The sequence below is a fragment of the Paenibacillus sp. FSL H8-0104 genome, from assembly GCF_038050215.1.
Taxonomy (GTDB): Bacteria; Bacillota; Bacilli; order Paenibacillales; family Paenibacillaceae; genus Paenibacillus; species Paenibacillus amylolyticus.
Window position 1 is genome coordinate 4,952,122 of record NZ_JBBOTC010000001.1, and the last position, 24,714, is coordinate 4,976,835.

A 24,714-nucleotide genomic window follows, 5' to 3' on the forward strand; every position below is an offset into this window, starting at 1 on the left:
CCTTATTGAGCTACCGTTAGATCAGCTCGTCGTAGATCTCTTTCATTTCTGCAAGTGCTGCGGGGACACGCTCACCGAACCAGGCAACATCTTGCATATCAAGCAGGATATTCGGATACATCCGCGAGAGCGTAGATACCAGAACACCGTGCTCAGCAAGCTTGCTATTTAACAAAATATCAAAAGACATCAATTCAAACGTATAATCAGCCGTATCCGTAAGCGGCTCCGTGCAGCAGTGATAAGAAGCACAGCCAGACGGACCCTGAACAATTAAAGGCAGACCTACCTTCACTGCTTCCTGGCAGAGTATGTCATGCATCATCTCAGCGTGGCGGTTCATGCTGTGCATCGCCTGTCCTCCATTGCGTCCCAACATTTCCAGCGTAGCTTTTACAGCAGCTGTACCTAATGGATAGCCATTAAACGTACCCGCATGAATTACTTTTTTGTCTACAAGCAACTTCATGATATCCGCTCGGCCAACCAGGGCTGACACCGGAACTCCGCCACCTGCGATTGCCTTCCCAAGTGTAGTCAGATCGGGCGTTACACCGAATAACTGTTGGGCACCACCGAGTCCCATACGGAATCCTGTTATAATCTCATCAAAAATGAGCACGACCTGGTACTGATCACATAACTGTCTGACTTTTTGCAGATAACCCGGAGCAGGCATGACTCCGCCTCCATTTACACAAACCGGCTCCATGATTACTGCTGCAATGTCGTCTCCATGCTGGCGAAATAGTTCCTCCAGACGGGGGGCGTCATTCCATGGCAGGAGGTAGGATTGAGATTCCATGGCATCCCTTGCCCTCCCCTTTGTTCCTTTCATGTCACCAGGATAATCTGAAGGTACAGGCAGACCTGTACGTGCAGTCTTGCCACCCATAATATTGTCCGCATTGCCATGATAATGGCCTTCAAAACGTACAAAGCGATTTTTACCTGTCCACGCCCGGGCAAGACGAAGTGCATTCTGGACAATCTCCGTGCCTGATAACCCAAAACGAATCATCTCTGCTGAAGGTACATATTGATGGATCAGTTCCAGAGCCTCTGCATCCAGATCGCAATGACTTACGGAAAGAACACGGTCAATGGTATCCTTCAGACACTCGTTATACTCCTCGTTGCCGTGGCCAACGATGAGGGCACCAAAGCGGGCATATAGATCCAAATACTCGTTGCCGTTCATGTCCGTCACTCTGCTTCGGGAAGCATGCTTGAAATGGAGCGGCGTCTCTTCCCAAGGAAGGTGAAAATTATAGTGCACACCTCCAGGCAGCCATTGTTTCACCCGCTGATTGTACTGCATCATCTCCGTGATCATCCCTTATCGCCTCCCCCACTTGTCTGGTTTACTGCTTCATATCGATCCAGTAACCTGGACCGATCTTGCGGATCATCCAGTGAATAGGCTGCAGACAAGGTCTTATTCTCAGCCAGCATATTTCTTACGCTCTGGCCTGGACCGATATCGATCCATACCGTCGTTCCCAGATTTTGAATGCGTGCCAATGCCTGATTCCAACGAATGGGTTGCAAAAGCTGGCTGCTCAGCAGCTTAGGAATGTCCTCGGCTCCGCGAATGAACTCCCCATGTACTGTAGAGCATATGGGAAACACCGGTGCAGAGAAGGAAATCCCTGCAAGCATCTCTTCAAGCTCAGGCTGAATGAACTGCATCAACTCGCTATGATAAGGTGCATCTGCCTTCATTGGCATCATGCGAAAAGGAATGAATTCCCCACCGTAGCCATCCACCTGATCATCCAGCAGTTGAAGACCCTTCGCAGTACCTGCGACGACAAACTGTCCCGGTGAATTATAACCGGAGATCGTCACATACTCGTTCTGACGAATATTCTTGACTAATTCTTCAAGCGCTTCTTGGTTTACATCAACAACAATACCCGCTCTTCCTTTTTGCTCCTGAATGGAGCGATGCATCAACGCACCACGCTGAGCTGTAAAACGGATCCCATCAGCAAATCGCAGTGCTCCCGCCGCTACTAAAGCCGAAATCTCCCCCAAACTGTGACCTACTGCATAATCTGGAGTCATTCCTGTTCGGCGAACAAATGAGTCAAATAAAACGTAGCTTGCCGTCAGTACAGCAGGCTGAGCATATTCAGAGACCGTCAATTGATCCAGGGTCCCTTCCATAACCAGTGCCTTCAAATCAAATCCGATCACCTCGCTCGCTTCCGCAAAGATCTGATTCGCCTCCGGTTCACTGTCCAACAACTCGCTGCACATTCCGATATACTGGCTGCCCTGGCCGGGAAATAGCGCACAGAACGTCATACGCTACCGCCACGCTTGTAATAGGCTTTTAGTCCGTAATGCGAGATCATCTCCTGCTGCATCTGAGAAGAACCTTCAATAATCTCCAGAATTTTGGCTTCCTTATACAGCCTGGCAACAGGATATTGGTTACTAATTCCGTTCGCACCATGAACCTGTAGCGCATCACTTGCAACTTCAACAGCAACTTTGGACGTAAAATATTTGGCGATCGTTGTCTCCATGGCGGCCTGCGGGTCCTTGGCTTCTCTCAGCTCGGCTGCCCGTAAACATAATGCTCGTGCTGCATGGACTTTTGTCACCGCATCTCCAATCATGCCGCGAATCAGCTGAAAATGACTCAGCTTCTGATCAAATTGCTTCCGCTTCCTTGAGTAAGTCACCATGGCATCCAGCGCTTCCTGCGCAATCGCCAACCCTGCCCAGGCAATGCTATATCTGCCCTGGTCCAGCGCCCCGGTTACGATGTACTCAAAACCTTCATTCAGACGTCCAATAATGTGATTCTTTGGTACACGCACCTCATGGAGATCAATCTCAGCTATACCTGTCTCTCCCGCAACCATGACACCTTCAATAGGTTGGGTCTGTACACCCTCAAACTGGCGTTCGACCCAAAAAGCAGTGCTTCGTCCCTGATTCGAGGCAATAATGATAAATACATCTGCCAGATGTCCAAACGTGATCCACTTCTTTTTTCCATTTAAAACAAAACAGTCCGATTCTTCTCTCCACTCGGTCTTTACACTTTTGGCATCCGAACCAACTTCCGGTTCAGTCAGACCAAAGGCAGCAATCCATTCTCCCTTCACCAACTTGGGCAGCCAGGACGATTTTTGCTCAGGCGTTCCGAAACGTACCAACGTTTCACTTACAAGTGAAGTATGTACCGTTAACAAGCTGCGAACGGCTGGAAGAGCCTTGCCAAATACTTCAGTCAACAGCCCGTACGCCTTAGGACCGAGACCCATGCCGCCATATTCAGCCGGGATCGAGGCAGCCAAGTAACCTTTTTCAGCCATGGCACGGATCAATGTTCTGGGAATGGCTTGCTGTTCTTGAATCTGTTGAGCATAAGGACGAATTTCACGGGCAGCAAACAATTCAGCTTCATGAATGATCTCTTGCTCTATATCTGCTTCAATCATTCGGCAACCCCCTCTTGAAGAAGAGATTCATTGAGATAAGCGGCGAACTCGGCAATTGTTTTGTATTCAAACAACGCAACCGGACTGATGTCAACTTGAAGATGCTTACGCGCACGGTTAATGATCTTGAGCGCCTGCACAGATGAGACACCAATTTTCAAAAAATTCATCTCTTCATCGATGTCCTCTGGCTCCTGATTCAACGCTGCAGCAATCTCGCTTTTAAGAAAAAGCTCAATTTCTTCTTTTGTCATATCATGACCTCCGTTCCCTGATTCACATCTATCCAATGTACATACGGCTCGAATGGGTGTGCTGGCAGATGTACGATCTGGCCAGAGCCATTCGGATGTAACTGTTCCCAATCCAGCGCAGCACCACGTACATAAAGCTGTCCCAGCAATAAAGCAAGCTGATCCTCCATGGTAAGTGTCGGCTCGGCAGACAGGCGGATGAAGCTCTCCTTGCCACTGTATTCAAGCTGCTGCTCTGTCTGATCTGCAGCAATCATAATTACAATGTCGGCGTTTGGCATCTTGCCAGGTGTGTCTTGCAGACTGTCTAACGTCACTCTGTTGTTCACTGGAAAGGATTGGCTTGCATGAGCGCTGTGATGTTCCTCGCCATCCAGATGTAAACTGGATACAAGTTCCTCTCCTGCAGCTATTCCTCGAATCTCTTGAATGGAAGGGACCAGACGTACAAGTGTCTCAAGCAAGGTCACCCAGTAGTTCAAGGTTGATACCGTATCTTCATTAGAATCGTCTGGCCTGAGTACCTTACGAGCTTGAGCTTCATCTTCTCCGCGAATCTCATGCCCCCCAACCACAATATTGACACGAGCAGCTCGGTTTCTAGGCTTGAAGCCAAATTCCATCTCTTCGATGTTCCACTCTCCGGTTGAGCTGACAGCTACTGCTGCACGATACCGATAATGTTTTCTATATCTGTTCCGGGTAAAACAAAGATCCTCTAGTGCCAGGTCCGCATGTTTCTTCACATATTGCTCCGTGTTATCAATCAGCTTTTTTAAAGCCTGTTCTGATTTCGCAGAGAACGTTAACAACTGGCCACGTGCGGGGGCATCTGCACGGACAGGGGCTTTCCATTCCTCCAGCACAATGTGGGCATTCGTACCTCCCAGGCCAAATGAACTGATGCCTGCCTTCCGTGTTTTTCCTTCAGGTACATCCCACGTTTTATGCTCGCTAACGATATGGAACGGCGATTGCTCCAGTCGGAGGGCCGGATTCGGATTATCCATGTGCAGACTTGGTGCCAGTTCCCCATGCTGCATACTGAGAAGAACCTTGGCAAGACTGGCTCCACTGGAGGCTGCAAATAAATGACCAATATTGGTTTTGACTGAACCTAATCCAATCGAATTATCGCTTGTATATCCATTTTCCCGGAACAGTCGGAGCAAGGCATTCACCTCAATTGGATCTCCAATCCTTGTCCCCGATCCATGTGCTTCAATATAAGAAATCTCGCTCGGGTTTAGGTTGGCGTCGCGATAAGCGGCACGGAGTACCTCATATTGCCCCTGAGGGTTGGGTGCCATAATGCCCAGGGAATATCCGTCGTTATTCACCGCTGTCCCGCGAATCACACCATAAACATGTTTATTGTTGCGAATTGCCTCTGTTAGCGGCTCCAGATATACAACAACAGCACCTTCTCCCAAGACTGAACCATCTGCTTCCCGGTCAAATACCTTCGTATGTTGAGTGGAAGAACAGATTCCAGCATTGCGTGATAGTTGATGAACATGCGGTGTAGCCAAAATGTTCGCTCCGCCTACAACTGCCCCAGAGATACGCTTGTCCTGAATGGCCGCCACAGCTTGTGTCAGTGCTACCAGAAAAGAAGAACATGCTGTATCTATGGACAGTGCCGGCCCTGTAAAATTGTACATGTGTGAAATGGAGGCCGCTGCAATATTGGACATATTGCCTACCATAGCGTGAGAATGAACAGCCTTTCCAAGACTCCGGTTCATATAATCAATAACCAGATCGAAGTATGTGCTGGGGTTAATCCCTACATACACACCCACATCACGCTTATCCTCATGATCCACGAGCATACCCGCATCCTCCAGCGCCTCATGAGCAACTTCCAGCAGCTTCCGATGTTGCGGATCCATAAATGCAGCTTGTTCAGACGGGATTTCAAAGAACTCATGATCAAACGTATCCGGTTGCTTCAGTTCCCCAATCCAGTCATCCCAACCAGGTTGCTTGGAACGTCTTGCACGCTCTAAACTAACCCGGTCAACACTATCTAACCCGTTAACCAGATTGCTCCAGAACTGTTCTTGGGTGTCAGCATCAGGCAGACGTAGAGACAGTCCGGTAATAGCAATAGCACGATGTACATTCAGGTGATTATCTGTTGTTTCAGCTTGTTCAGAGTCCTTCGTTTCTGCTGGAAGTTCCTGCAGATATTCCACCATCTCACGTACTGTACTGCAAAAAACAAGTAGTTCTTGTCCTAATTCACGTCCCATATGTGCAGACAGCTTGTCAAGTAATTGATAGGAGAAAATGGAATTGCCTCCAAGTGCAAGAAAAGAAGTATCCATCTCAATCTTTCCTGCGGGCAATTGAAGAATTTCGGCCCAGGCTTTACGTACGGTATATTCCAAAGACGATGTGGAAACCGTCTCGTGTCCTTGCTGTTGTGTGTTTTCGCGAATCAGCTCTTCAATGGCCTCGATGTCCTTGGTAAATACTCCACGCTCATATTCGTTTCTCAGCATGAAGCGCTGAACCTTGCCACTCGTCGTTTTGGGAATAACCTTGATTGGGAGAACATGGGTGATCTCAATACCCAATCCAGCCCTCATACGTTGGATCAGATCCTGTCGTACATCCAGAAACTGTGGAGTGCCCGATTTGTATTTAACAAATACAAGTAGCTCCTCTACTTGTTTGAGGCTGTTAAAGTGCCCGACTACCGTCAGATTCCCTCTCGGAATGCTGCTATTCTGGTACAAAATTTCTTCAAGATCATGCGCATAATGGTTCTGTCCCCGAATAAACACAATGTCCTTGATTCGTCCGCTTACAACTAGGGAGCCGTCAGCCATATAACCCAAGTCTCCAGTGCGAAGCCACCCATCCACATACATTTCACGATTGATCTCCGGGAGACTGTAATATCCGGAGGTTACCGATTCCCCACGGATCTGGATTTCGCCAACAACCCGTTCATCCAGCACTTCCCCCTGTTCATCCGCAATCCGGATCTGAATCCCTGTCATGGGATATCCTTCATGAACAAATTCGATCACATCCGAAGTATGGCTATCACTGCTAGGCAGCTGGACTGGCACAGCCAGTCCTTCCTGCACCAGCCGCGAACGCGAAATACGTTCAATTCGCGGCTCTTCCCCCAGTCTGGAGGTACATACACCTACTGTCGCTTCTGCCATGCCATACGCAGGAAACATCATATTGGAACGATAGCCACAAGAGCTGAATTTTTTGACAAATCGCTCGATAACAGACGTTGATATAGGCTCTGCACCATTCAAGGTCATACGCAATGAAGACAGATCAAGCGTTGAGAGCTTGGAATCCGGGATCTTCTGAACCATCCATTCGAAACCGAAATTGGTACAGCAAAACCATTTTCCCTGATGCTCCGTAATCTTGCGCAAGAACAGATAAGGCGACCGTACGAAGGTATAAGGTGACATCACCATGATGTTGGCTCCACTCAGGACGGGTGTCAGATGCTGTCCAAATATCCCCATATCATGCGTATGCGGCAACCAGGTAAACACATTATCTCCTTCTTCAGCTCCAAGAAAAGTCTTGCATGCAATACTGTTGGCGATAATATTGTGATTTGTTAACTGCACACCTTTGGGAATTCCCGTGCTTCCTGATGAGAATTGCAGGAACACAATGTCATCAGGAGAGGTTGGGCATAGATCAGCCATCTGCTGGCCTGCTTGAAGCTGGTTCACGCTAATCAACATAAGACCTTTGAATACCGGACTTTCCGCAAGCTGTTTATACTTGGGCATGTAGGCTTCCTCGACGATAACGACTGGACGCCCGAGTACCTCCCACACTTTCGTGAATTTCTCCAGACCGGCTGAGCCTGGTTCCCAGGCAGCCGGAGGACTAACCGGGGCGACAATAATGCCCCCCAGCATACAAGCCCAAAAGGTACGGTAAAATTCCTGTGACTGGTCAATTTCCAAAATAACAACCTGTCCTTGTTGAATGCCTTTCTCCTGAAGAGACTGCAGGTACTTGCGCGCCTGCATCAGTAATTCAGGATATGATTCAAACTGTTCGTCACCTGAAGAGCTGATATAGGTCATTCCCTTTTCTGGATGAGTATCTGCAATGTAGATTAGCATCTCAGCCACTGTTGAATAATGTTCTGGCACAATCAGCTCGGGTCCTCGCTGTATGGATTTACTGGACATGTTGCACCTCCATTGCCTCATTGTGAACTACCACTCTCACATCGCTACCAAGCTTGTCATCAATCAGCTGTTTCATACGTTTGATGTCCAGACCAGCCTGACAGGCCAGATGTACGTACAGACACTCTTCGTCGTAGCGAATAACCCATTCGAATTGGGCGAGTCCCGAATTCCAATCTTGGTCATCCGACGACTGAGACGACATTGGGATCGCTTCGCTGCTGGAGATGAAGCCTTGATAATTAAACAGAATCATCTGACGCGGCTCCTGTTCTGCTTGCCTGTAGGCAGTTCCCAATTGTTCCTGTATGCCATCATATTTTGCCGAGAGGGAAGAATCATGTGTAAGTGCCATAAAGTTAATGCTGTGTTGCTTCGTAAATTCCAGACGTTCCAACAGATCCTCCTGTGTGAATTCACTGTCTACCAGCACTGGAATCAGATCAAGGAATTCTCCCACATAATCGTAGTAGGAATCTTCGCCATACTCCCTTCCGTAATGCACCAGGGCTATTGGCAATTGGCTTATGTTCAGATAAGTCGCAATGATGTTGGAAAAAGTTTCAAAGCATGTCCACCAAACATCTGCAGGCTCCTTCCCTGCAAGGGACAACTCGACAGTCATCGCTGAAGGAGACAATGTTTCTGTTTCCTTCAACTTGTTCATGACGATGGTGTTACATCTATTCCATGCCTGAAGCGAAAATTGTTTCTCCATTTCATCTTCTGATACCCCTATGGGGCCTTGAGACAGAAAACTTACATAATCCTCATAATTTCGTACTTGGTACAGAAGATCACTCTCGATCTCTATACCTTGCGGTCTATATAATGCCTTCGACTCAAGTTGCTGCTTGATGATCTGGGCACTCATACCATCAAACGCAAGGTGATCAAAACTCCAAATCAGCTTATGCTCTCTGGCTCCTGTACGTAAAATACACAGACGCCAAGGTAGTTCCTTCAACGTATACGTTTTGTGTAACAGAGACTGAACCAGTTTGTACTCCAACTGCTCAATCGTAGCCGAAGCATAATGACGAATATCAAGATATGGGATAAGCTGTTGCAGCATGTCCGCCGCTAACGATATATCACATGGATGCCAATACAATTGTTCTTCCTCATATATCATGCTGTGCAGCAACTGATGCCGGGATATAACCCCAAGAATCAGGTGTTTTACAGCTTGTTCATTCAATTCGCCTTCCAGCGTTGTTGTAAATCCGCTTGCTCGTGAAGTCGTAGAAGCATGTGCTTGTTGAATTGGAGATAGTGGGAATTGCCCCATAGGGGTCATGCCCGCCATAAAAGATGAAACCTGATTGCAGCTGTCTAAGACATGCAGGACCAGGCTGTCCAGTTGTTTCTCATGAAGTGTTATGTCCTGTGGTATGACTATCGGGGACTGAATATGCAGGCTATCTTCGGACCAAACTGACGCCGGAGGATTAATATCTACCAATTTGGCAAGTCCTCTAACTGTCGGATATTGGAATAATTCGTTCACATTGATGGCAATTCCTTCTTTTGCCAAAATTTGAGTGAATGCAATCGCTTTGAGCGAATGCCCCCCATTTTGAAAGAAGTGATCTTCCACACCAATGCCCGGATTACCCAAGATCTGTCGCATGGCGGCAAGAATGACACGCTCTGTTATTGCCCGAGGTGAACTCACTTCCAGAGACCTCTGCTGCTCTTCAACCAAATGCTCGGACAATGCTCTTCGGTCCACTTTGCCATTGGCATTAATCGGAAGATAATCCATTCGAATAATGCGTGCAGGTACCATGTACTCTGGCAGCTGCTGGTGAAGTTCTCTTCGAATATACTCAGTATCTGCTCCAGTATCGGTTGTATAAAAAGCGGCAATGTATAGACTTCCTGATGATTCTGTAACTGTCATGACAAAGGCATCACGAACTCCCGAAACACGCTCCATACAATTGCCTATCTCCGATAACTCAATGCGAAAACCTCTAATCTTGACCTGGAAATCCGAACGTTCAATAAAAATCAGACTGCCGTCAATCAGACGTTTGACGATGTCACCTGTCCGATACATTCGTTCTCCCGTGCGGAAGGGATCATCAAGAAAGTGTTTTCGGGTAAGATCCTCACGGTTAAGATATCCAATACCTACCGCATCCCCACTGATATACAGTTCACCTGGAACGTTGGGTGGTACAGGCTTCAGCTTATCATCCAGAACATACAAGGCTGTGTTAGACAGGGGATACCCTATAGGCAGTGAGCCAGTATAAGGCTCTGTTTGCTGTAATAAGTGGTAGGAGGCAAAAAAGGTTGCTTCCGTTGGCCCATATCCATTTAACAGCTTGCCCGGCCCCACACATGCAAGCGCTTTGTTGGCATGACTCACCGATGCAGCTTCACCACCAAACATCACTCTACGCACATTCTTCAAGCATTCAGCATCCCAATCCACCAGCATATTAAACAAGGATGTCGGAATATAAAATACTGAAATCCGTTGCTGTCGGATGACATCCGCCAAACGAGCCATATCCAAAATGGTCTCTTTTGAGATTAATACAAGAGTAGCGCCATTTATTAATGAAGCAAAAATATCAAAAATGGAACCGTCAAACGCATAGTTAGAAATTTGCAGGATACGATCCTCTGGCACGACGGTGACAAAATTGCTATTTTTCATAACTTTGGTCACATTGCGATGACTCATCACAGTCCCTTTTGGGGTTCCTGTTGACCCTGATGTATAAATGATATAAGCCGGGTCAAGAGCAGTCTTGTTCATATGTTCAACGGGCTCCTGCATGTCTCCTGAATCAAATGCTGCCAGTTCATCTGCCGGCACGATACAAGGAACTACAGATTGCCATGTGGAGGCATACGCCGATTCAGTCAATAACACAGCCGCATCGCAATCTTGCAAAATAAATTCAATTCTCGATGGCGGCGAAGCCGGGTCGATCGGGACATAACTGCAACCCACTTGGAGTGTAGCAAGAATACTGATCATCTGGATCGGTCCGCGGTCCAGAATAAGAGCAATACTGGAGCCTGATTTTACCCCTTGTCCAAGCAACCTGAACGCCAGCCACTGAACACGTTCATACAGATCCGCATAGCTCCATTCACCGTCTTCCCAGACCAATGCTGTCTTCTGTGCATGCACATGAACTTGTTCCTCGAATAATTGGGAAATGGTCGCATCTCGCGGATACTGGGCGGCATTATCGTTGACTCCGTACAGCAGCCATTCCTCTTCCTCCGGTGTAGTGAGCTTAATCTGAGCAATTCGTTCATTATGCCCTGTTGTGATCTGAGACAGGATATACCGGAATTTATCCAGCATCAGTTCCATGGACTCCGCTTTAAACAAATCTGAGCGATAGTCAAGTTCAACCGTGTAACATTGCTTATGCTCGACCAGTGTCCAAGTCAGATCAAATTTGGCATCCACCTTACCTTCGACCCATGGTTCAAGTATCAGTTCCCCGGCTTCAGGATCATCGGTCCCCATATTAATGTAATTTAGCACCACATCAAATAGGGGGTTGCGGCTTAAATCACCGAATAGACCAAGTTGTTCCACCAGTGCTTCATAAGGATAATGCTGATGCTCATAACAGGATAACAGCTTGCCCCGCATCTCATTCAAATACGTCTCTGTGGACCATTCTCTGTCCATGCTGGTGCGAATGGCAAGCATGTTCACGAACATACCCATAACGTTATCGAGCTCTGGCTTATCACGCCCCGCAACCGCTGTACCAACGACCAAGTCGTCTTGACCTGTATACTTCCAGATTAATAAATTCAAAGTTGCCATAAACAACATATAAGGTGTAAGCCCTTGTTGAGTACAGAAGTCATTGACCTGTGTGCTTAACGACTCACCGAGTTCAATGGAACGTCTGTCTCCGCTGTAGGATGACGCGCCATGTCTTGGGAAGTCTGTAAGCAATTCAACCGGTGCAGGCATGTCCTCGAATTCCCGTATCCAAAACTCGGCGTCTTCAACAGATTGTGCATGTGACGCAGCTTCATCACGCCATTCCGCATAATCCTTATACTGAATGTCAAGAGATTGCAATGTTTCTCCTCTGTACATGCGTGCAAAATCCTGCATCAGGATCGCAATGGAACTCTGATCCGAAATAATATGATGCATGTCGATGAATAAGATGTGTTCCTCTTGAGAAAGGCGAATCAACTTAACACGAACCAATGGTGCGCTGGTCAGATCAAAAGGCTTGATCCATTCCATGACCTGCTCTAACCCTGCTGTTTCTAATTCCAGCAACTCCACAACGCTTGGAACCTGATCCTCGACAACCTGGAAAAGCTCACCGTCAATCATTTCAAATCTGGTACGGAATGCTTCATGTCTCTCTACAAGTGCATCCATTATTACTCTGAATTGGGTAGGGTCAAGTTTTCCTCTTACCCTATAGGAGCTGGCGAGATTGTACGCCGTACTCTCACCTTTCATCCACTCATGCACCACATACATTCTTCGCTGTGCAGAAGTGGTCTTATATTTCTCTTTCTTAGTAACAGGCAAGATTGGGTTCACTGAATCAGAGTCACTTGTAACCTGATGTTCAGCAATCCATTGAACCATGTGTTCAAATACAGAATGATCAAAAACCTCTTCCAGCCCCAAATTCAGTCCAAACATTTCTTTAATCCTCGACGCCAAGGAAATCGCTTTTAAAGAATGACCTCCAAGCTCAAAGAAATCATCTTCAAGGCCGACTGCTCCATTACCAAGCAACTCCTGCCACAATTGCGATAATACATGCCTTATCTCATCATCAGTCCGTTGAACCCTGACTTTCCCAGATGGAGATTGGTCTAATGCTGCGATAGAACCCGCTGCAACCTGCGACATACCTGCAAGCTGATACAACGCAACATCATGTTGATGAACAATGGGGTCAAAGGAATACGTCGGCAGCGAGATTTTCTGCCTACGCCCCGTTCCGTTTAACTGTTCCCAATCCAATTCCATGCCAGAGCACCAGCAAAAAGCAAGTACTTTCATTAAATACACATCTGCCTCAAGCAAGCTCTGACGATCTCCAGTAAGAGCAATGATGTTTGGCTCTGAAAATGAATCCGGGGCTATTTGTTCTGTATCCTGCAGCTGATTCGAAACGATCCACAGCGTATGCCCAGCAGATTCAGAAAGCGTCTTGCGATTTAGCAGCGTAAACAGGAAATTTGGAGATAACAGTGGTGCAATACTCGACGCAAGGTCTGTTACAGTTGCATCTGTCATCCTTCCTGTCAAAGCATCTGACAATGCTCCTTCTTCTAGTGACCAATGCTCCAGATTGTATAAAAGCCCCACGGCATGTACTGGATCAAGTGCATCACTAATAACCAACCCCACCAGTTCGCCAACGCCTTGCCCACAGACAGCATCTGGCTTGATACCAAGCTGCATCACGGTTTTATAAAGAGCATATTGCACAACAAAGCACTGCATGCGCTCAAGCCTTGAATCGGTTAACGATCGCCCTATGCCTTGGCGAATGGCATACTGTTCCTTGGACTCAAAGAGGTTCAGTATCTCTTCAAAGTGCTGTTTGAATATCTCTGAGACCTGACTGCGATACACAGAAGCGTATAGTTCCCGAATCTTGCGAGCTTCCCAACTTGCATTTCCGCTGAGATAAAACATGACCTTAGGCTTCCCATTCATCACACTTGCCTGTGTCTCAAACTCTACAGACTGCTCGCTTGGCGGAATATAACCATCTACAACGATCAGCGCTTTACGATGAATGAATCTGCTTCTTCCCTTCTGTAGCGTCCACGCAGCATTGGGCAACTGCTCCGGCAATGCATGGATCGCCTGTAGAACCGAATCGTACGTGCGTTCCAGCGCAGATTCACTCTTGGCCGAGAAGGGCAGCAGAAGCAAAGATTCATACTTGGCTTGGCTCTCTTGGACGGGCGGTTGCTCCAGAATGACGTGAGCATTGGTCCCCCCGATCCCAAACGAACTGACACCTGCTCGCAGGATACGCTTCGCGTCTTCTAATGGCTGTGGCTCCTTGTTGATATAGAAGGGACTATGCTCCAGCTCCAACATCGGATTCGTCCGATTCATGTGAATCTGTGGCGGAACCACCCGGTGGTAAAGCGTCAGTACGGTTTTAATAAAACCGGCGACACCTGCTGCCGCATCAAGATGCCCAATGTTGGCTTTCACAGAACCTAGAGCACAATAATTTCTACGATCTGTTCCCCATGACTGCCTGAGCGCTTCGATTTCAATCGGGTCCCCCAGTTTGGTTCCTGTTCCATGCGCCTCCAGATAGGAGATCTCTTTTGGAGACACTCCCGAACGATGCAGGGCTGATTGAATAACCTTGACCTGCCCGGCCACACTCGGTGCCGTATATCCAATTTTGTCCATGCCATCATTATTAATCGCTGAACCTTTAATGACTGCATAGATATGATCTCCATCTCTCTGCGCGTCGCGGAGTGACTTGAGCACAACCATTCCGCATCCATTACCAGACACAGTACCAGATGCCTGCTCATCAAACGGTCTGCAATGACCATCCTTTGAATAAATCATGCCTTCATGCCAGTGATAACCTTCTTTGAGCGGATAGGAGATAGAGACACCTCCCGCAAGTGCCACATCACACTCTCCCCGAATCAATGATTCAGCAGCTTGGTGGATAGCGACCAAAGAAGTTGAACATGCGGTCTGGACTGCCATACTCGGCCCTCTCAGATTTAATTTGTGAGATACCCGGGTTGTAATATAGTCCTTTTCATTTAAAGTCATGGCTTCAAAAGCCTGTAACAGATTACCGGAGCGACCGAGAAATTGCACCATCCATGGTAAGCTCAGTCCACTTCCGGCAAACAATCCTATAGATCCCTCATAACTGTAAGGATCACACCCGGCATGCTCAAGTGCCTCCCATGAGCACTGATGCAGCAGCCGTATTTGCGGATCCATCATGTTGGATTCCTGATGCGGATATTCGAAAAATCCGGAGTCAAAATACTCAGTATCTTCCAGTACACCTTTGGCCCGTACATAATCAGGATGTTTGAAGTCTTCCGGTCGTACACCCGCAGCGGTTAGATCCTCCTCATTCAGACGGGTGATACCGTCCTTACCTGCCATTAGGTTATCCCAGAACTCCTCGATATTTCTTGAACCGGGAAAATGCCCTGCCATACCAATGACTGCGATATCCGAGGAAGAAGAAATTCTGCTACTGTGTTCTGAAGCAAACGGGATACTCTGTTCCGGTCTGCCCTGATCTGGTCTTCTCTGTTCCACTTTGCTGTGTTCAACTGTGCTCATTACATACTCTTTTGGAGCTGTTGTCGGCTCCGGGTCCGTAACAGAATATCCAGTCGAAGCGATATGTCCGCTCTCCTCTTGTACCTGTTGTGTAACTGTCGGCAGCATCTGCTCAGCCACCAGATGATTGACCAGTGCTGCAATGGAGGAATGCTCAAACAATTGCACCAGCGGAACGCTTTTATCCAGATAGGCATTCAGCCGATTATTGATCAGAATAAGCCCCAGCGAGTTGCCTCCGATGTCAAAAAAGTGATCATGGATATTAACCGTATCCAGATTCAATATTTCCTTCCACGTTGCAATGAGCATCTGCTCTAGGTCAACTTTTGCCCGCTCGATTCCTTGAATCGATGAGCCATAAACCAGAGCCGGATTAGCCTTCTCTCCCGTTTCAAAATCAGCCAGACGAAGGGCATTGCGATTCAGTTTGCCATTAGGCAGCACAGGCAGATTTTCCAGACGAATCAAGCGAGAAGGCATCATGTACTGTGGAAGCCGCTGCTTTAACCAGGTCCGAAGCTGTACGTCTTCATCTCCCATAACGGAAGGCCCAATCCCAGGCTTCAGACTGTAGAAAAGGATTAATTGCAATGAATGTTGCTCGGCCCCTTCTACCTTAACGACAGCTTCTCTTACACGTTCATAATTCATCGCTGCCTGCTCAATCTCGTTCAGTTCAATCCGGTAACCCCGAATCTTCACCTGCTGATCTAACCGTCCCATTAACTCAACATCCCCATCCGGCAGTATACGGGCCAGATCGCCAGTTCGGTACAACCGGCCTCCCAAAACATTGGGGTTTGCAATAAATCGGGCATCGGTCTCAGCAGCATTGTGCAGATAACCGCGGGATAACCCTTTTCCTGCAATGCACAGCTCTCCATAACTTCCAGGTGGCAGTATTTCACCTTCATCATTCAGAATATAAATCTCTGTATTGGTAATGGGCTTGCCAATGGTAATTGCGGCTGTGTCATTCAATTCTTTGGTCGTTGACCAGATCGTAGTTTCCGTTGGTCCATACATGTTAAAGACTCGAGCGGGCGTAAGCCGCTTCAGATCGGTGAGGAGTCCCACAGGGACGTTTTCCCCTCCAGTAAGAACACACCGCAGATTACCCAGCGCCTGAGCGAATTCCGGATTTTCGACAAATGCCTTAATGCGTGAGACCGTGCTAAGAATGTGCGTAACACCATGTTCACGTATTCGACGTGAAGCAAGAGCCGGGTCAAGCTGCTCCTGCTCATTGGCCAGATACAGCGAATATCCGGTGCATAATGGTGTCCACACTTCAAATCCGAAAATATCAAAAGATATGGTCGTTACACTGATGATGCGATCTGTCTCATGTGCAAAAATATGTCGGTGCCTGATGTCCTCAACAAAATTGACCATCGCCTCATGAGTAATCATGACCCCTTTGGGACGACCCGTCGATCCTGAGGTAAAAATCACACAGGACAGGTCCGAAGACAGGAAGTTTACGTCCGGGTTAACGGATGAGCGCACATCCTGAGCAGTTGGATCATACACAAATCGCTCTCCGCTAAAAGTCACTGTGCCTTCTTCATCAGGCGTACACAGCAATACGTTCATTCGGCTATCTTCGATCATATTCACGATGCGCTGCGGCGGAAAGGCAGGGTCCAGAGGCACATAAGCCGCCCCAGCTTTCAGCACCGCCAATAGCATAATGATCAACGATTCATCTCGTCTGGATAATATGCCTACAGGTTCATCCCGGCGCACACCTTGATCAATCAGCTTCCAAGCCAGCGTATTAGCTTTTTCATTAAGCTCCTTGTAGGTTAAAGAGGCTCCGGATGATACAAGGAGAGCTTTCTTGTCTGGCGTGTGTTCTGCCTGCAGCTCGAACAGCCGATGCAGACCCACTGCAGGATTGTAATCCAGACGTGGACCAGCAAGACGATGGACTGGGTGCTCATGAGAAATGTTTCTCTCAAACAGTTCGCTCAGAGACAGATTAGGCTGTTGTACAACCTCTTGGCAGAGTCCGATAAACTCCTGCATCATACCTTCAACTGTGTCCTGGCGAAACAGATCCAGCGAATATTCGATATATCCTTCAATCACCTGCTTCTCCCTGTTTTCTTGACAGGTCATTAACAGATCATAAGTAGACGTACCCGTCTCCACCGGAAAAGAACTGAATTGCAAACCATGAAGTTCAAGTCCATGCAAGTCCATGTTCTGATAATCAAAACAAACATCAAATACCGGATTTCGGTTCAACTCACGTGTCACGCCCAGTTGTGCCACAAGCTCATTAAACGGATATTCCTGATACGCAAAAGCATCCAGTGTATGTTGTTTGAGTTCGCGTAAAAAATCAGTGTACGTCCGATCAAACGTTGGAAAATTCCGCATCCCAATCATATTGACAAACATGCCTACCGTCTCTTTCCACTCCTCTTGCATCCTTCCTGCAACAGGCGTTCCTACCACAATGTCCTGCTGACCTGAGCGGTGTGCAAGAAGAAGATTCCACACACTTAGCATTACCATATACATGGATGCTTCCAATGAGGAAGCCAGCTCATGCAAGTGTTGTGTCAACGAACGATTCAACGTGAAATGGAGACGTCCCCCTTGCATGGATCGCTGTGATGGACGCTCATGGTCAAGTGGAAGCTCCAGCACAGGTAAAGAAGGGCCAAGATGGTCCAGCCAGTACGTTTGATGTGAATTGTATTCATTTGAAGCGAGACGCTGCTGCTGCCATACCGCGTAATCTTTGTACTGCAATCGGACTGCTTGCTCTTTGCCAAAATATAAATCATTGAAGTCACGAGTGATGATTTCGACAGATGTACCATCCGCGATAATATGGTGAATATCAAAGAATAGCAGGTGCTTGCGCTCGCCTATCTTAATCAGTTCAACCCGCATAAGCGGAGCACTCCCCAGATCAAAAGGACGAATCAATGTCTCGATCATCGCAGGCAACTCTTGGTCATCTGCCACATGTTGCTCTGCATAACCCATACTTAAGCGAACCGAAGGTTGGATGATCTGAACGATCTGACCACCCCGTATCTCAAACGATGTTCTGAGCGCCTCATGATGTTGCATCAACTTCTGCAAAGCAGCCTCAACTCTTATACGGTCCAATTCACCTTCAATAATGGTTGCAGACGGTAGGTTGTAGGCCGTATTGCCTGGATCAAGCATCGCTTGTATGAACATACGCATCTGTGCAGAAGAGATTGGATACGCATCCATAGTGGGTGCAGATTGAATTATCTGTTGGTCCACTTTTGGTTTCGCCATGACATAGAGATGCTCCGCCAGTTGAATAGGCGTTGAATGATTGAAAACATCTGCTACCTCAGGCTGAATTCCTAAATGAGATCGGATCCATGCAGACAAGCTGACTGCTTTGAGAGAATCTCCTCCAACCGTAAAGAAATTAACCTCTTCATCTAGATCATCGATGCCAAAAATCGTTCGATATGCGTCCAGGACAATCTGTTTCAGTTGGTCTGAACCACCAGTATAAACTGTCCCTTTTATTAGAGTAGAGCCACTTCCCTTACCCAGATCTGCATGCTGCCTATCATCCCCGGTATCCATTCCTGCTGCCGCTGATGAGCCAGAAAGAGAAACACCCACAGGATAGGATTGTTTGTTGAAAACATAAGTAGGCAGAGAGCATTTGCGTCGTACCGTCTGACCTTTGAGCACCTTCCAGTCCGGTTCAATGCCTTCGCACCATAACTCCGCAAGTCTGCGGTTCACATAGATACTGTCCTGCTCCGTCTCCCTTACGTGACGTAGCATATTCAGTACCGTCTGGGAATCTCTTGATAGACTGTGCTGTCTGGCAAAGGAGCTTAGCGTTCGTCCTGCACCTACTTCAATTAATACAGCCCGTTCATCCTTTAACACTTCAGCCAGGTTTGATTCAAACAACACCGGCTGTAAAATATGACGGGACCAATAGTCAGGTTGTGTGATCTCATCTCCAAGCGCCCATGTTCCACTGGTATTGGACAGTAATGGGATCTGTGGCGTATGAAGTGTATGCTCCGCTAAATAACGTCTAAATTCCTCAGCGGCCTGATTCATCATTGGCGTATGGAATGCATGGGAAGTCTTCACACGAATGCACTTCCAGCCCAGTCCTTCAGCCTTGGCTTCCATCCGTGAAATGGCTTCAGCTGTCCCACCAATCACACTGGAACCTGTAGTATTCACCAGGGCAAGCCACACGTCTTCTTCCAGTTGTGACTTCACCTGCTGTGCATCCGCCATAATGGCAAGCATGATCCCGGGTTGTTGTTGCTGCATCAGACGTCCGCGAAGTCGAACTAACTTGACAGCATCTCCGAGTTCGAACACACCCGCTACCGCTGCGGCAGCCAATTCACCAATGCTGTGCCCGATCATGCCATCTGGCTTGATGCCCAGATCCAGCAGCGACTTGGCCAGCGCATAACTTGTCATGAACAGTGCGAATTGGCTGTACTCTGTTTGGTTTATTCGCTCAGGCTGCTGATCCCCGTATACAACGGACAGCATATCTTCTCGTTCTTCCGCAGGCAGAAGGTCCAATATTTCCTGAATATAACTTCTGAAGATTGGAGCTAGGCCTGCTTGCTCTATAGATCTGTATAGTTCTGCACCCATTCCCTGATACTGACTGCCCTGTCCGGGGAACATAAAGTATACGGGACGAGTGCCTTGAGCCGAATGGTATACCCGTGCTTTTCCCAGCTGCTGTATCAGCTTGTCCGGATTATCTTTCCATGTCTTATCCAGAATGAGTGCCTTGCGATACGCAAAAACAGATCTACCTGACTGCAAGGTCCACGCTGCGTTCGATACAGATTGATTCGACTGCTGAGTCAGATGTTCCATAATCCGTTCAGCGGTGCGGTTCAGCGAGTACTCTGTTTTGGCGGAAAAAAGCAATATATTTACGTCATCATCCGGACTGCACTTCTCCATCTCGGGAGCCTCCTCCAATACCATGTGAGCGTTCGTGCCCCCCACACCAAATGAATTGATCCCTGCGCGCATGACTCCAACATGGCCCTGTTTCCAATCCACACCTTGTGCATTAACTTTAAAAGGCGTATTTAAGAAATCAATTTTGGGATTAGGCTGCTCATAATTCGCTGTTCCAGGGATATAACCTTGTCCAAGACTGAGCGCTACCTTGATTAAACCAACCACACCTGCGGCTGTATCCATATGTCCCACATTGCCTTTGACCGAACCCAGATAACAAAATTGCTTTTGGTCGGAAGCAAAGGCCCGAGTTAACGAGTTTACTTCAATTGGATCACCAAGCAACGTTCCCGTACCATGTGCTTCGATATAACTCACCGTTTCGGGGTCTACTCCAGCTACCTTATAAGCATCCTGAATGACTTCAGCCTGTCCGCTTACGCTAGGAGCAAGAAAACTGAGTTTCTCTTGTCCGTCATTGTTAATTGCTGAGCCTTTGATGACCCCGTAGATATGATCTCCGTCCCGCAGTGCATCGGTTACCCGCTTCAGCACCACAATTCCCATACCATTGGAGAAGACGGTTCCACTGGCTGCCGCATCAAATGGACGACAGTGTCCATCTGTGGAGAACATCATGCCATCCTCAAATATGTAACCCCCTTCATTGGGCAACTCCACGGTGATCCCACCAGCCACGGCCACATCACATTCTCCAACGATCAAAGATTGACATGCCAGATGAGGTGTAACCAATGAAGTAGAACATCCCGTCAGAGCGGTATAGGCCGGCCCTTTTAAGTTCAGCTTATAAGCCATTCGGGTAGCGAGAAAATGATTGGTGCTGAGCGTAAATGCTTCGTATTTACTGCTATAGTTAGCATCGTTAAAAAGCACTTGACGGTACCATTCGAAGTCATCGGACCCACCAAGGAACACACCCACCTTACCCGCTTCATCCGGTCTGCAGCCTGCATCCTCCAGTGCTTCCCATATTCCCTGATACAAAAGTCTGAATTGGGGAGACATCATTTTGGCTTCACCGGGAGTATAGTCAAAGAACCCTGCGTCAAACTCATCGATGCCGTTGGCACGTCCTTTTGCCTTGACATAACGAGGTGAACGCAGCAGCGCTTCCTCCACGCCAAGCTCCCTCAATTCATCATCACTATAAAAGTGAATGCTTTCCCGCCGTTCAACAAGGTTACTCCAGAACTCCCTTATATCCTCAGCGCCCGGCACATTCACCGCCATGCCCACAATTGCAATGTCCTCACGCATAATGCCGTCTTTTCGTTGAAACAATTGTTCCCTTTCAGTCGGTATCCGAACTCCCTCATCTTTTGGTCCCAGCGCGGCAAATTGACGCAATGTCGGGCATTCGAAAAAACGAGGCACAGGGAACTCCACATCGGTATAATGCTTAAGTTTATTGTGAGCCTGAATGACAGAAAATGAATTTCCGCCCAATTCAAAGAAATGGTCATCGCGCCCTACTCTCTCAACACCGAGCACTTCGGCCCACACTTCGGCTATAACCTTCTCAAGCTCAGAAGACGGGGCGGTATAGAACGTACTGGAAGCGTGAGCATGCGTGATATCTGCCATAAGTGCCTTCCGGTCAATCTTCCCACTGCTATTCAATGGAAATTCGGATTTATGTACAAAAACGGATGGTATCATATATGCCGGTAACAAACGAGACAGGTGCTCTCTCAATTCGACAGAAGGCAGCTCCTGCTCTGACAGATAGTAGGCATACAGCAAGCCGGACCTACCTTCAAATGATTTCATGACTACCACGGTCTGGATGACACCCGGATAGGATGACAGGGTATTCTCAATTTCGCCTGTCTCCAGTCTGGCTCCCTGAATTTTAACCTGAAAATCAATGCGTCCCAGATATTCGATCGTACCGCTTGGGAGTGAACGTACCAGATCCCCTGTGCGGTACATGTACCTGAAATGCTCTGCGTCCTGTCCTTCTTGAAAGAAAGGATTAGGGACAAACTTCTCTCGGGTCATCTGTTCCAGATTCAGATATCCACGTGCAAGCCCAACACCGCTGAGACAAAGCTCCCCTGGAATACCTAACGGCTGAAGCTCATCATGATTTCCGACGACATACCATCTGGACTCATTGAGCGGGTAGCCAATCGGTACATTGCCCAAGCCTTCGTAATGGCTTAATGGATAATGAGAAACCCATATGGTGCATTCGGTTGGACCATATACATTTTCAAGACTTGCTCCAATGCCTAACCTGTTAAATTTCTCAATGATGTCTGGCGTGACTGCCTCTCCGCCAACAAACATCCATTTCAGCGTTTCCAATGCTGACAGATCGGAGCGAAGCTCCATCGTTTCCAGAAAAAGACGGAATAACGTTGGAACAAAGTTGATGTGTGTAACCTTATGTGATGCCACCGTAGACACAATACGAGCAGGGTCTTTTTCTGCTCCAGGCTCAAGAATACTTAGTGCACCTTCACCCATGAACCAGCCGAAAAGTTCCGTGGCCGACACATCAAAGGTATATGCCGTTTTCAGCAAGTAAACATCCTGCGCCTGCATTGGAAAACGACGCTCCAGATCAAGCAGTGTATTGACTACGCTATGATTTTCAACCATGACTCCTTTTGGCTTGCCTGTTGATCCGGACGTGTACATGATATAGGCAAGGCTATGCGGATTCAGCGCCTCTTCGAGGTTTGAGACATCCCCCGTATAGGCCTGATCGCCCTCAACGTAGATGTACTGGACATCCAGAGTCTCGTCATCTTTTTCGGGCTGCATAGCCAGCACGATGGATATGTCTGCATCCGATAAAATATAGGCCTTTCTGGACAAAGGATAGGAAGGGTCTACAGGCACAAAAGCACATCCGGCTTTTAATACAGCCAATAGGGCAATGACCATATCCGAGGAACGTGGCATCTGCACGCCAACTGCCGCGTTATCACTTTTTTTAATCGCAACGATCTGCCTAGCCAATTGATTCGCTTTTGCGTTGACCTGCGCATAGGCCTGATGCTGCTTGCCTTCCATTAGAGCTACCCGCTCCGGGAAACGTGCTACTTTATCGTGAAATATATCCATAATATGTTGTGGAGTGTAGGGAAAATAAGAAGTTTGATTGAATCGGTACAGTAGGTTTTCTTTCTCATCCTGCATCAGGAGGCTGAACTCCCTGATTTTTTGCTCAGAATTGGTTACTAGTTGATTCAGCAAATATAGAAATCGTTGGCCCATTCGCTCCATTGAATCTTCACGGAACAAGCTCGGTTTATATTGCAGCTTCAACTGAGCACCTTGCGGTAAACGGCTCAACACCACCATTAGATCTCCTGGAAACGTAACCTTATCTTGATCCAGAATACGAGTTCCGAGCATATCTTCCTCATAGGAATCATAAACAAAGGAGATATCAAACAATGATGGTGATCCGGGTTGAGCCTGTAACATGCTGTCTCTGACAATGAGGTTATTGGGATATCCGATGTTCCTGTACGTATCCATCCAGGTAGTGGCTACTTGTTGCAGCAGAGGTTTTAGAGTTGATTCGAGGTCAATATGGAATCGCATAGGCAACATATGGACAAAACATCCAATCGTTTCTTCCAAGTCCATACCGGGACGATGAGAATATGGGGAGGCAAAGGTGATATCGTCTGTACCGACATATTTACTCATAAGAATGCCAAAGGCACCCATAAAGAACATAAAAACGGTTACTTCATTATCTTTGGACATCTGTGTAATATCAGCCATTAACGATTCCGAAATATCAAATCGCAGTTCATGACCAATCCCTTCTTGTACAGAACCTGCTGGAAAGTCGTGCTTTAGAGAAAGAGGTTCCGCTCCCTTCATTTTGTTTAACCAGTATTCCCGCTCTTTGGAGTACTTGTTTTCGCGCAGTTTCTTGTTCTCTGCCTCAACATAAGAGATGAATCCTTCATCCAAATTGACATCCACAGGCTGATCTTCAAGAAGACACGTATATGACTGAATAAGTTTGTTTTTCATCAGTTCAAGCGACAAGCCATCACATATTAAATGATGAATACATAAGGTCAGAATATATCGGCTTTTATCCATCTGAACAATCATTATACGGAACAGAGGACCTTTCTCCAGCTCAAAAGGTGTCCCGATGCATTCATCCACCAGTGCTACTAACTGTTGTTCCTTTGGATTCTCCTGATTCTCGCTACTTAGGTCCCACAAGGCAAGTGAATAATCCATATCTTCATGAACGGATAACACGGGTACATCATTTTGAATCTCAATCCGAGTACGCAGCACCACTTGCTCATACATAAGCAATTCGATGGATTGGCGAAATATCTCCATTTGAAGATGATCAAATTGCATTGAAGCTGAGATGTTATACGAAGTGGGATCATTCACCTGACAATCAAAATAGATTCCCTTTTGTGTTTCGGAAAGTTCAACGGTTTTTTGTACCATCACGACCACACCTCATCGTTTAA

Annotated in this window: 6 protein-coding genes; all 6 read right to left on the reverse strand. The window is 47.3% G+C overall.

Translation table 11 applies throughout. The features are described from left to right. Positions 1 to 16: 16 nt before the first annotated feature. The 6 genes from NST38_RS22005 to NST38_RS22030 are packed head-to-tail and all read right to left on the reverse strand — an operon-like array spanning position 17 to position 24,691. Entirely contained in the window at positions 17 to 1,336 is a 1,320-nt protein-coding gene (locus tag NST38_RS22005; protein ID WP_076254388.1) for an aspartate aminotransferase family protein, read from the reverse strand. After that, entirely contained in the window at positions 1,333 to 2,313 is a 981-nt protein-coding gene (locus NST38_RS22010; protein ID WP_076254387.1) for an ACP S-malonyltransferase, read from the reverse strand. The genes NST38_RS22005 and NST38_RS22010 overlap by 4 nt, the downstream gene beginning before the upstream one ends. Beyond that, complete coding sequence (locus NST38_RS22015) at positions 2,310 to 3,461, reverse strand: acyl-CoA dehydrogenase family protein (protein ID WP_036668521.1); 1,152 nt, start codon at positions 3,459 to 3,461, stop codon at positions 2,310 to 2,312. The genes NST38_RS22010 and NST38_RS22015 overlap by 4 nt, the downstream gene beginning before the upstream one ends. Continuing rightward, positions 3,458 to 3,715 carry an acyl carrier protein gene (locus NST38_RS22020; protein ID WP_036668520.1) on the reverse strand — a complete coding sequence of 86 codons (258 nt, stop codon included), beginning with the start codon at positions 3,713 to 3,715 and terminating at the stop codon, positions 3,458 to 3,460. Before NST38_RS22020 ends, NST38_RS22015 begins: the two co-directional genes overlap by 4 nt. Next, positions 3,712 to 7,911, reverse strand: coding sequence for a beta-ketoacyl synthase N-terminal-like domain-containing protein (locus NST38_RS22025; RefSeq protein ID WP_076254385.1), 4,200 nt, complete (start codon positions 7,909 to 7,911; stop codon positions 3,712 to 3,714). The genes NST38_RS22020 and NST38_RS22025 overlap by 4 nt, the downstream gene beginning before the upstream one ends. Then, positions 7,901 to 24,691 carry a hybrid non-ribosomal peptide synthetase/type I polyketide synthase gene (locus NST38_RS22030; RefSeq protein ID WP_076254383.1) on the reverse strand — a complete coding sequence of 5,597 codons (16,791 nt, stop codon included), beginning with the start codon at positions 24,689 to 24,691 and terminating at the stop codon, positions 7,901 to 7,903. The genes NST38_RS22025 and NST38_RS22030 overlap by 11 nt, the downstream gene beginning before the upstream one ends. Between the last annotated feature and the right edge of the window lie 23 nt (positions 24,692 to 24,714).

What these genes read in the sequence shown, in the direction of transcription:
- NST38_RS22025 (WP_076254385.1), bottom strand. Translation starts at nt 7,911, where the DNA reads ATGTCCAGTAAATCCATACAGCGAGGACCCGAGCTGATTGTGCCAGAA.
- NST38_RS22030 (WP_076254383.1), bottom strand. Translation starts at nt 24,691, where the DNA reads ATGGTACAAAAAACCGTTGAACTTTCCGAAACACAAAAGGGAATCTAT.
- NST38_RS22020 (WP_036668520.1), bottom strand. Translation starts at nt 3,715, where the DNA reads ATGACAAAAGAAGAAATTGAGCTTTTTCTTAAAAGCGAGATTGCTGCA.
- NST38_RS22005 (WP_076254388.1), bottom strand. Translation starts at nt 1,336, where the DNA reads ATGATCACGGAGATGATGCAGTACAATCAGCGGGTGAAACAATGGCTG.
- NST38_RS22015 (WP_036668521.1), bottom strand. Translation starts at nt 3,461, where the DNA reads ATGATTGAAGCAGATATAGAGCAAGAGATCATTCATGAAGCTGAATTG.
- NST38_RS22010 (WP_076254387.1), bottom strand. Translation starts at nt 2,313, where the DNA reads ATGACGTTCTGTGCGCTATTTCCCGGCCAGGGCAGCCAGTATATCGGA.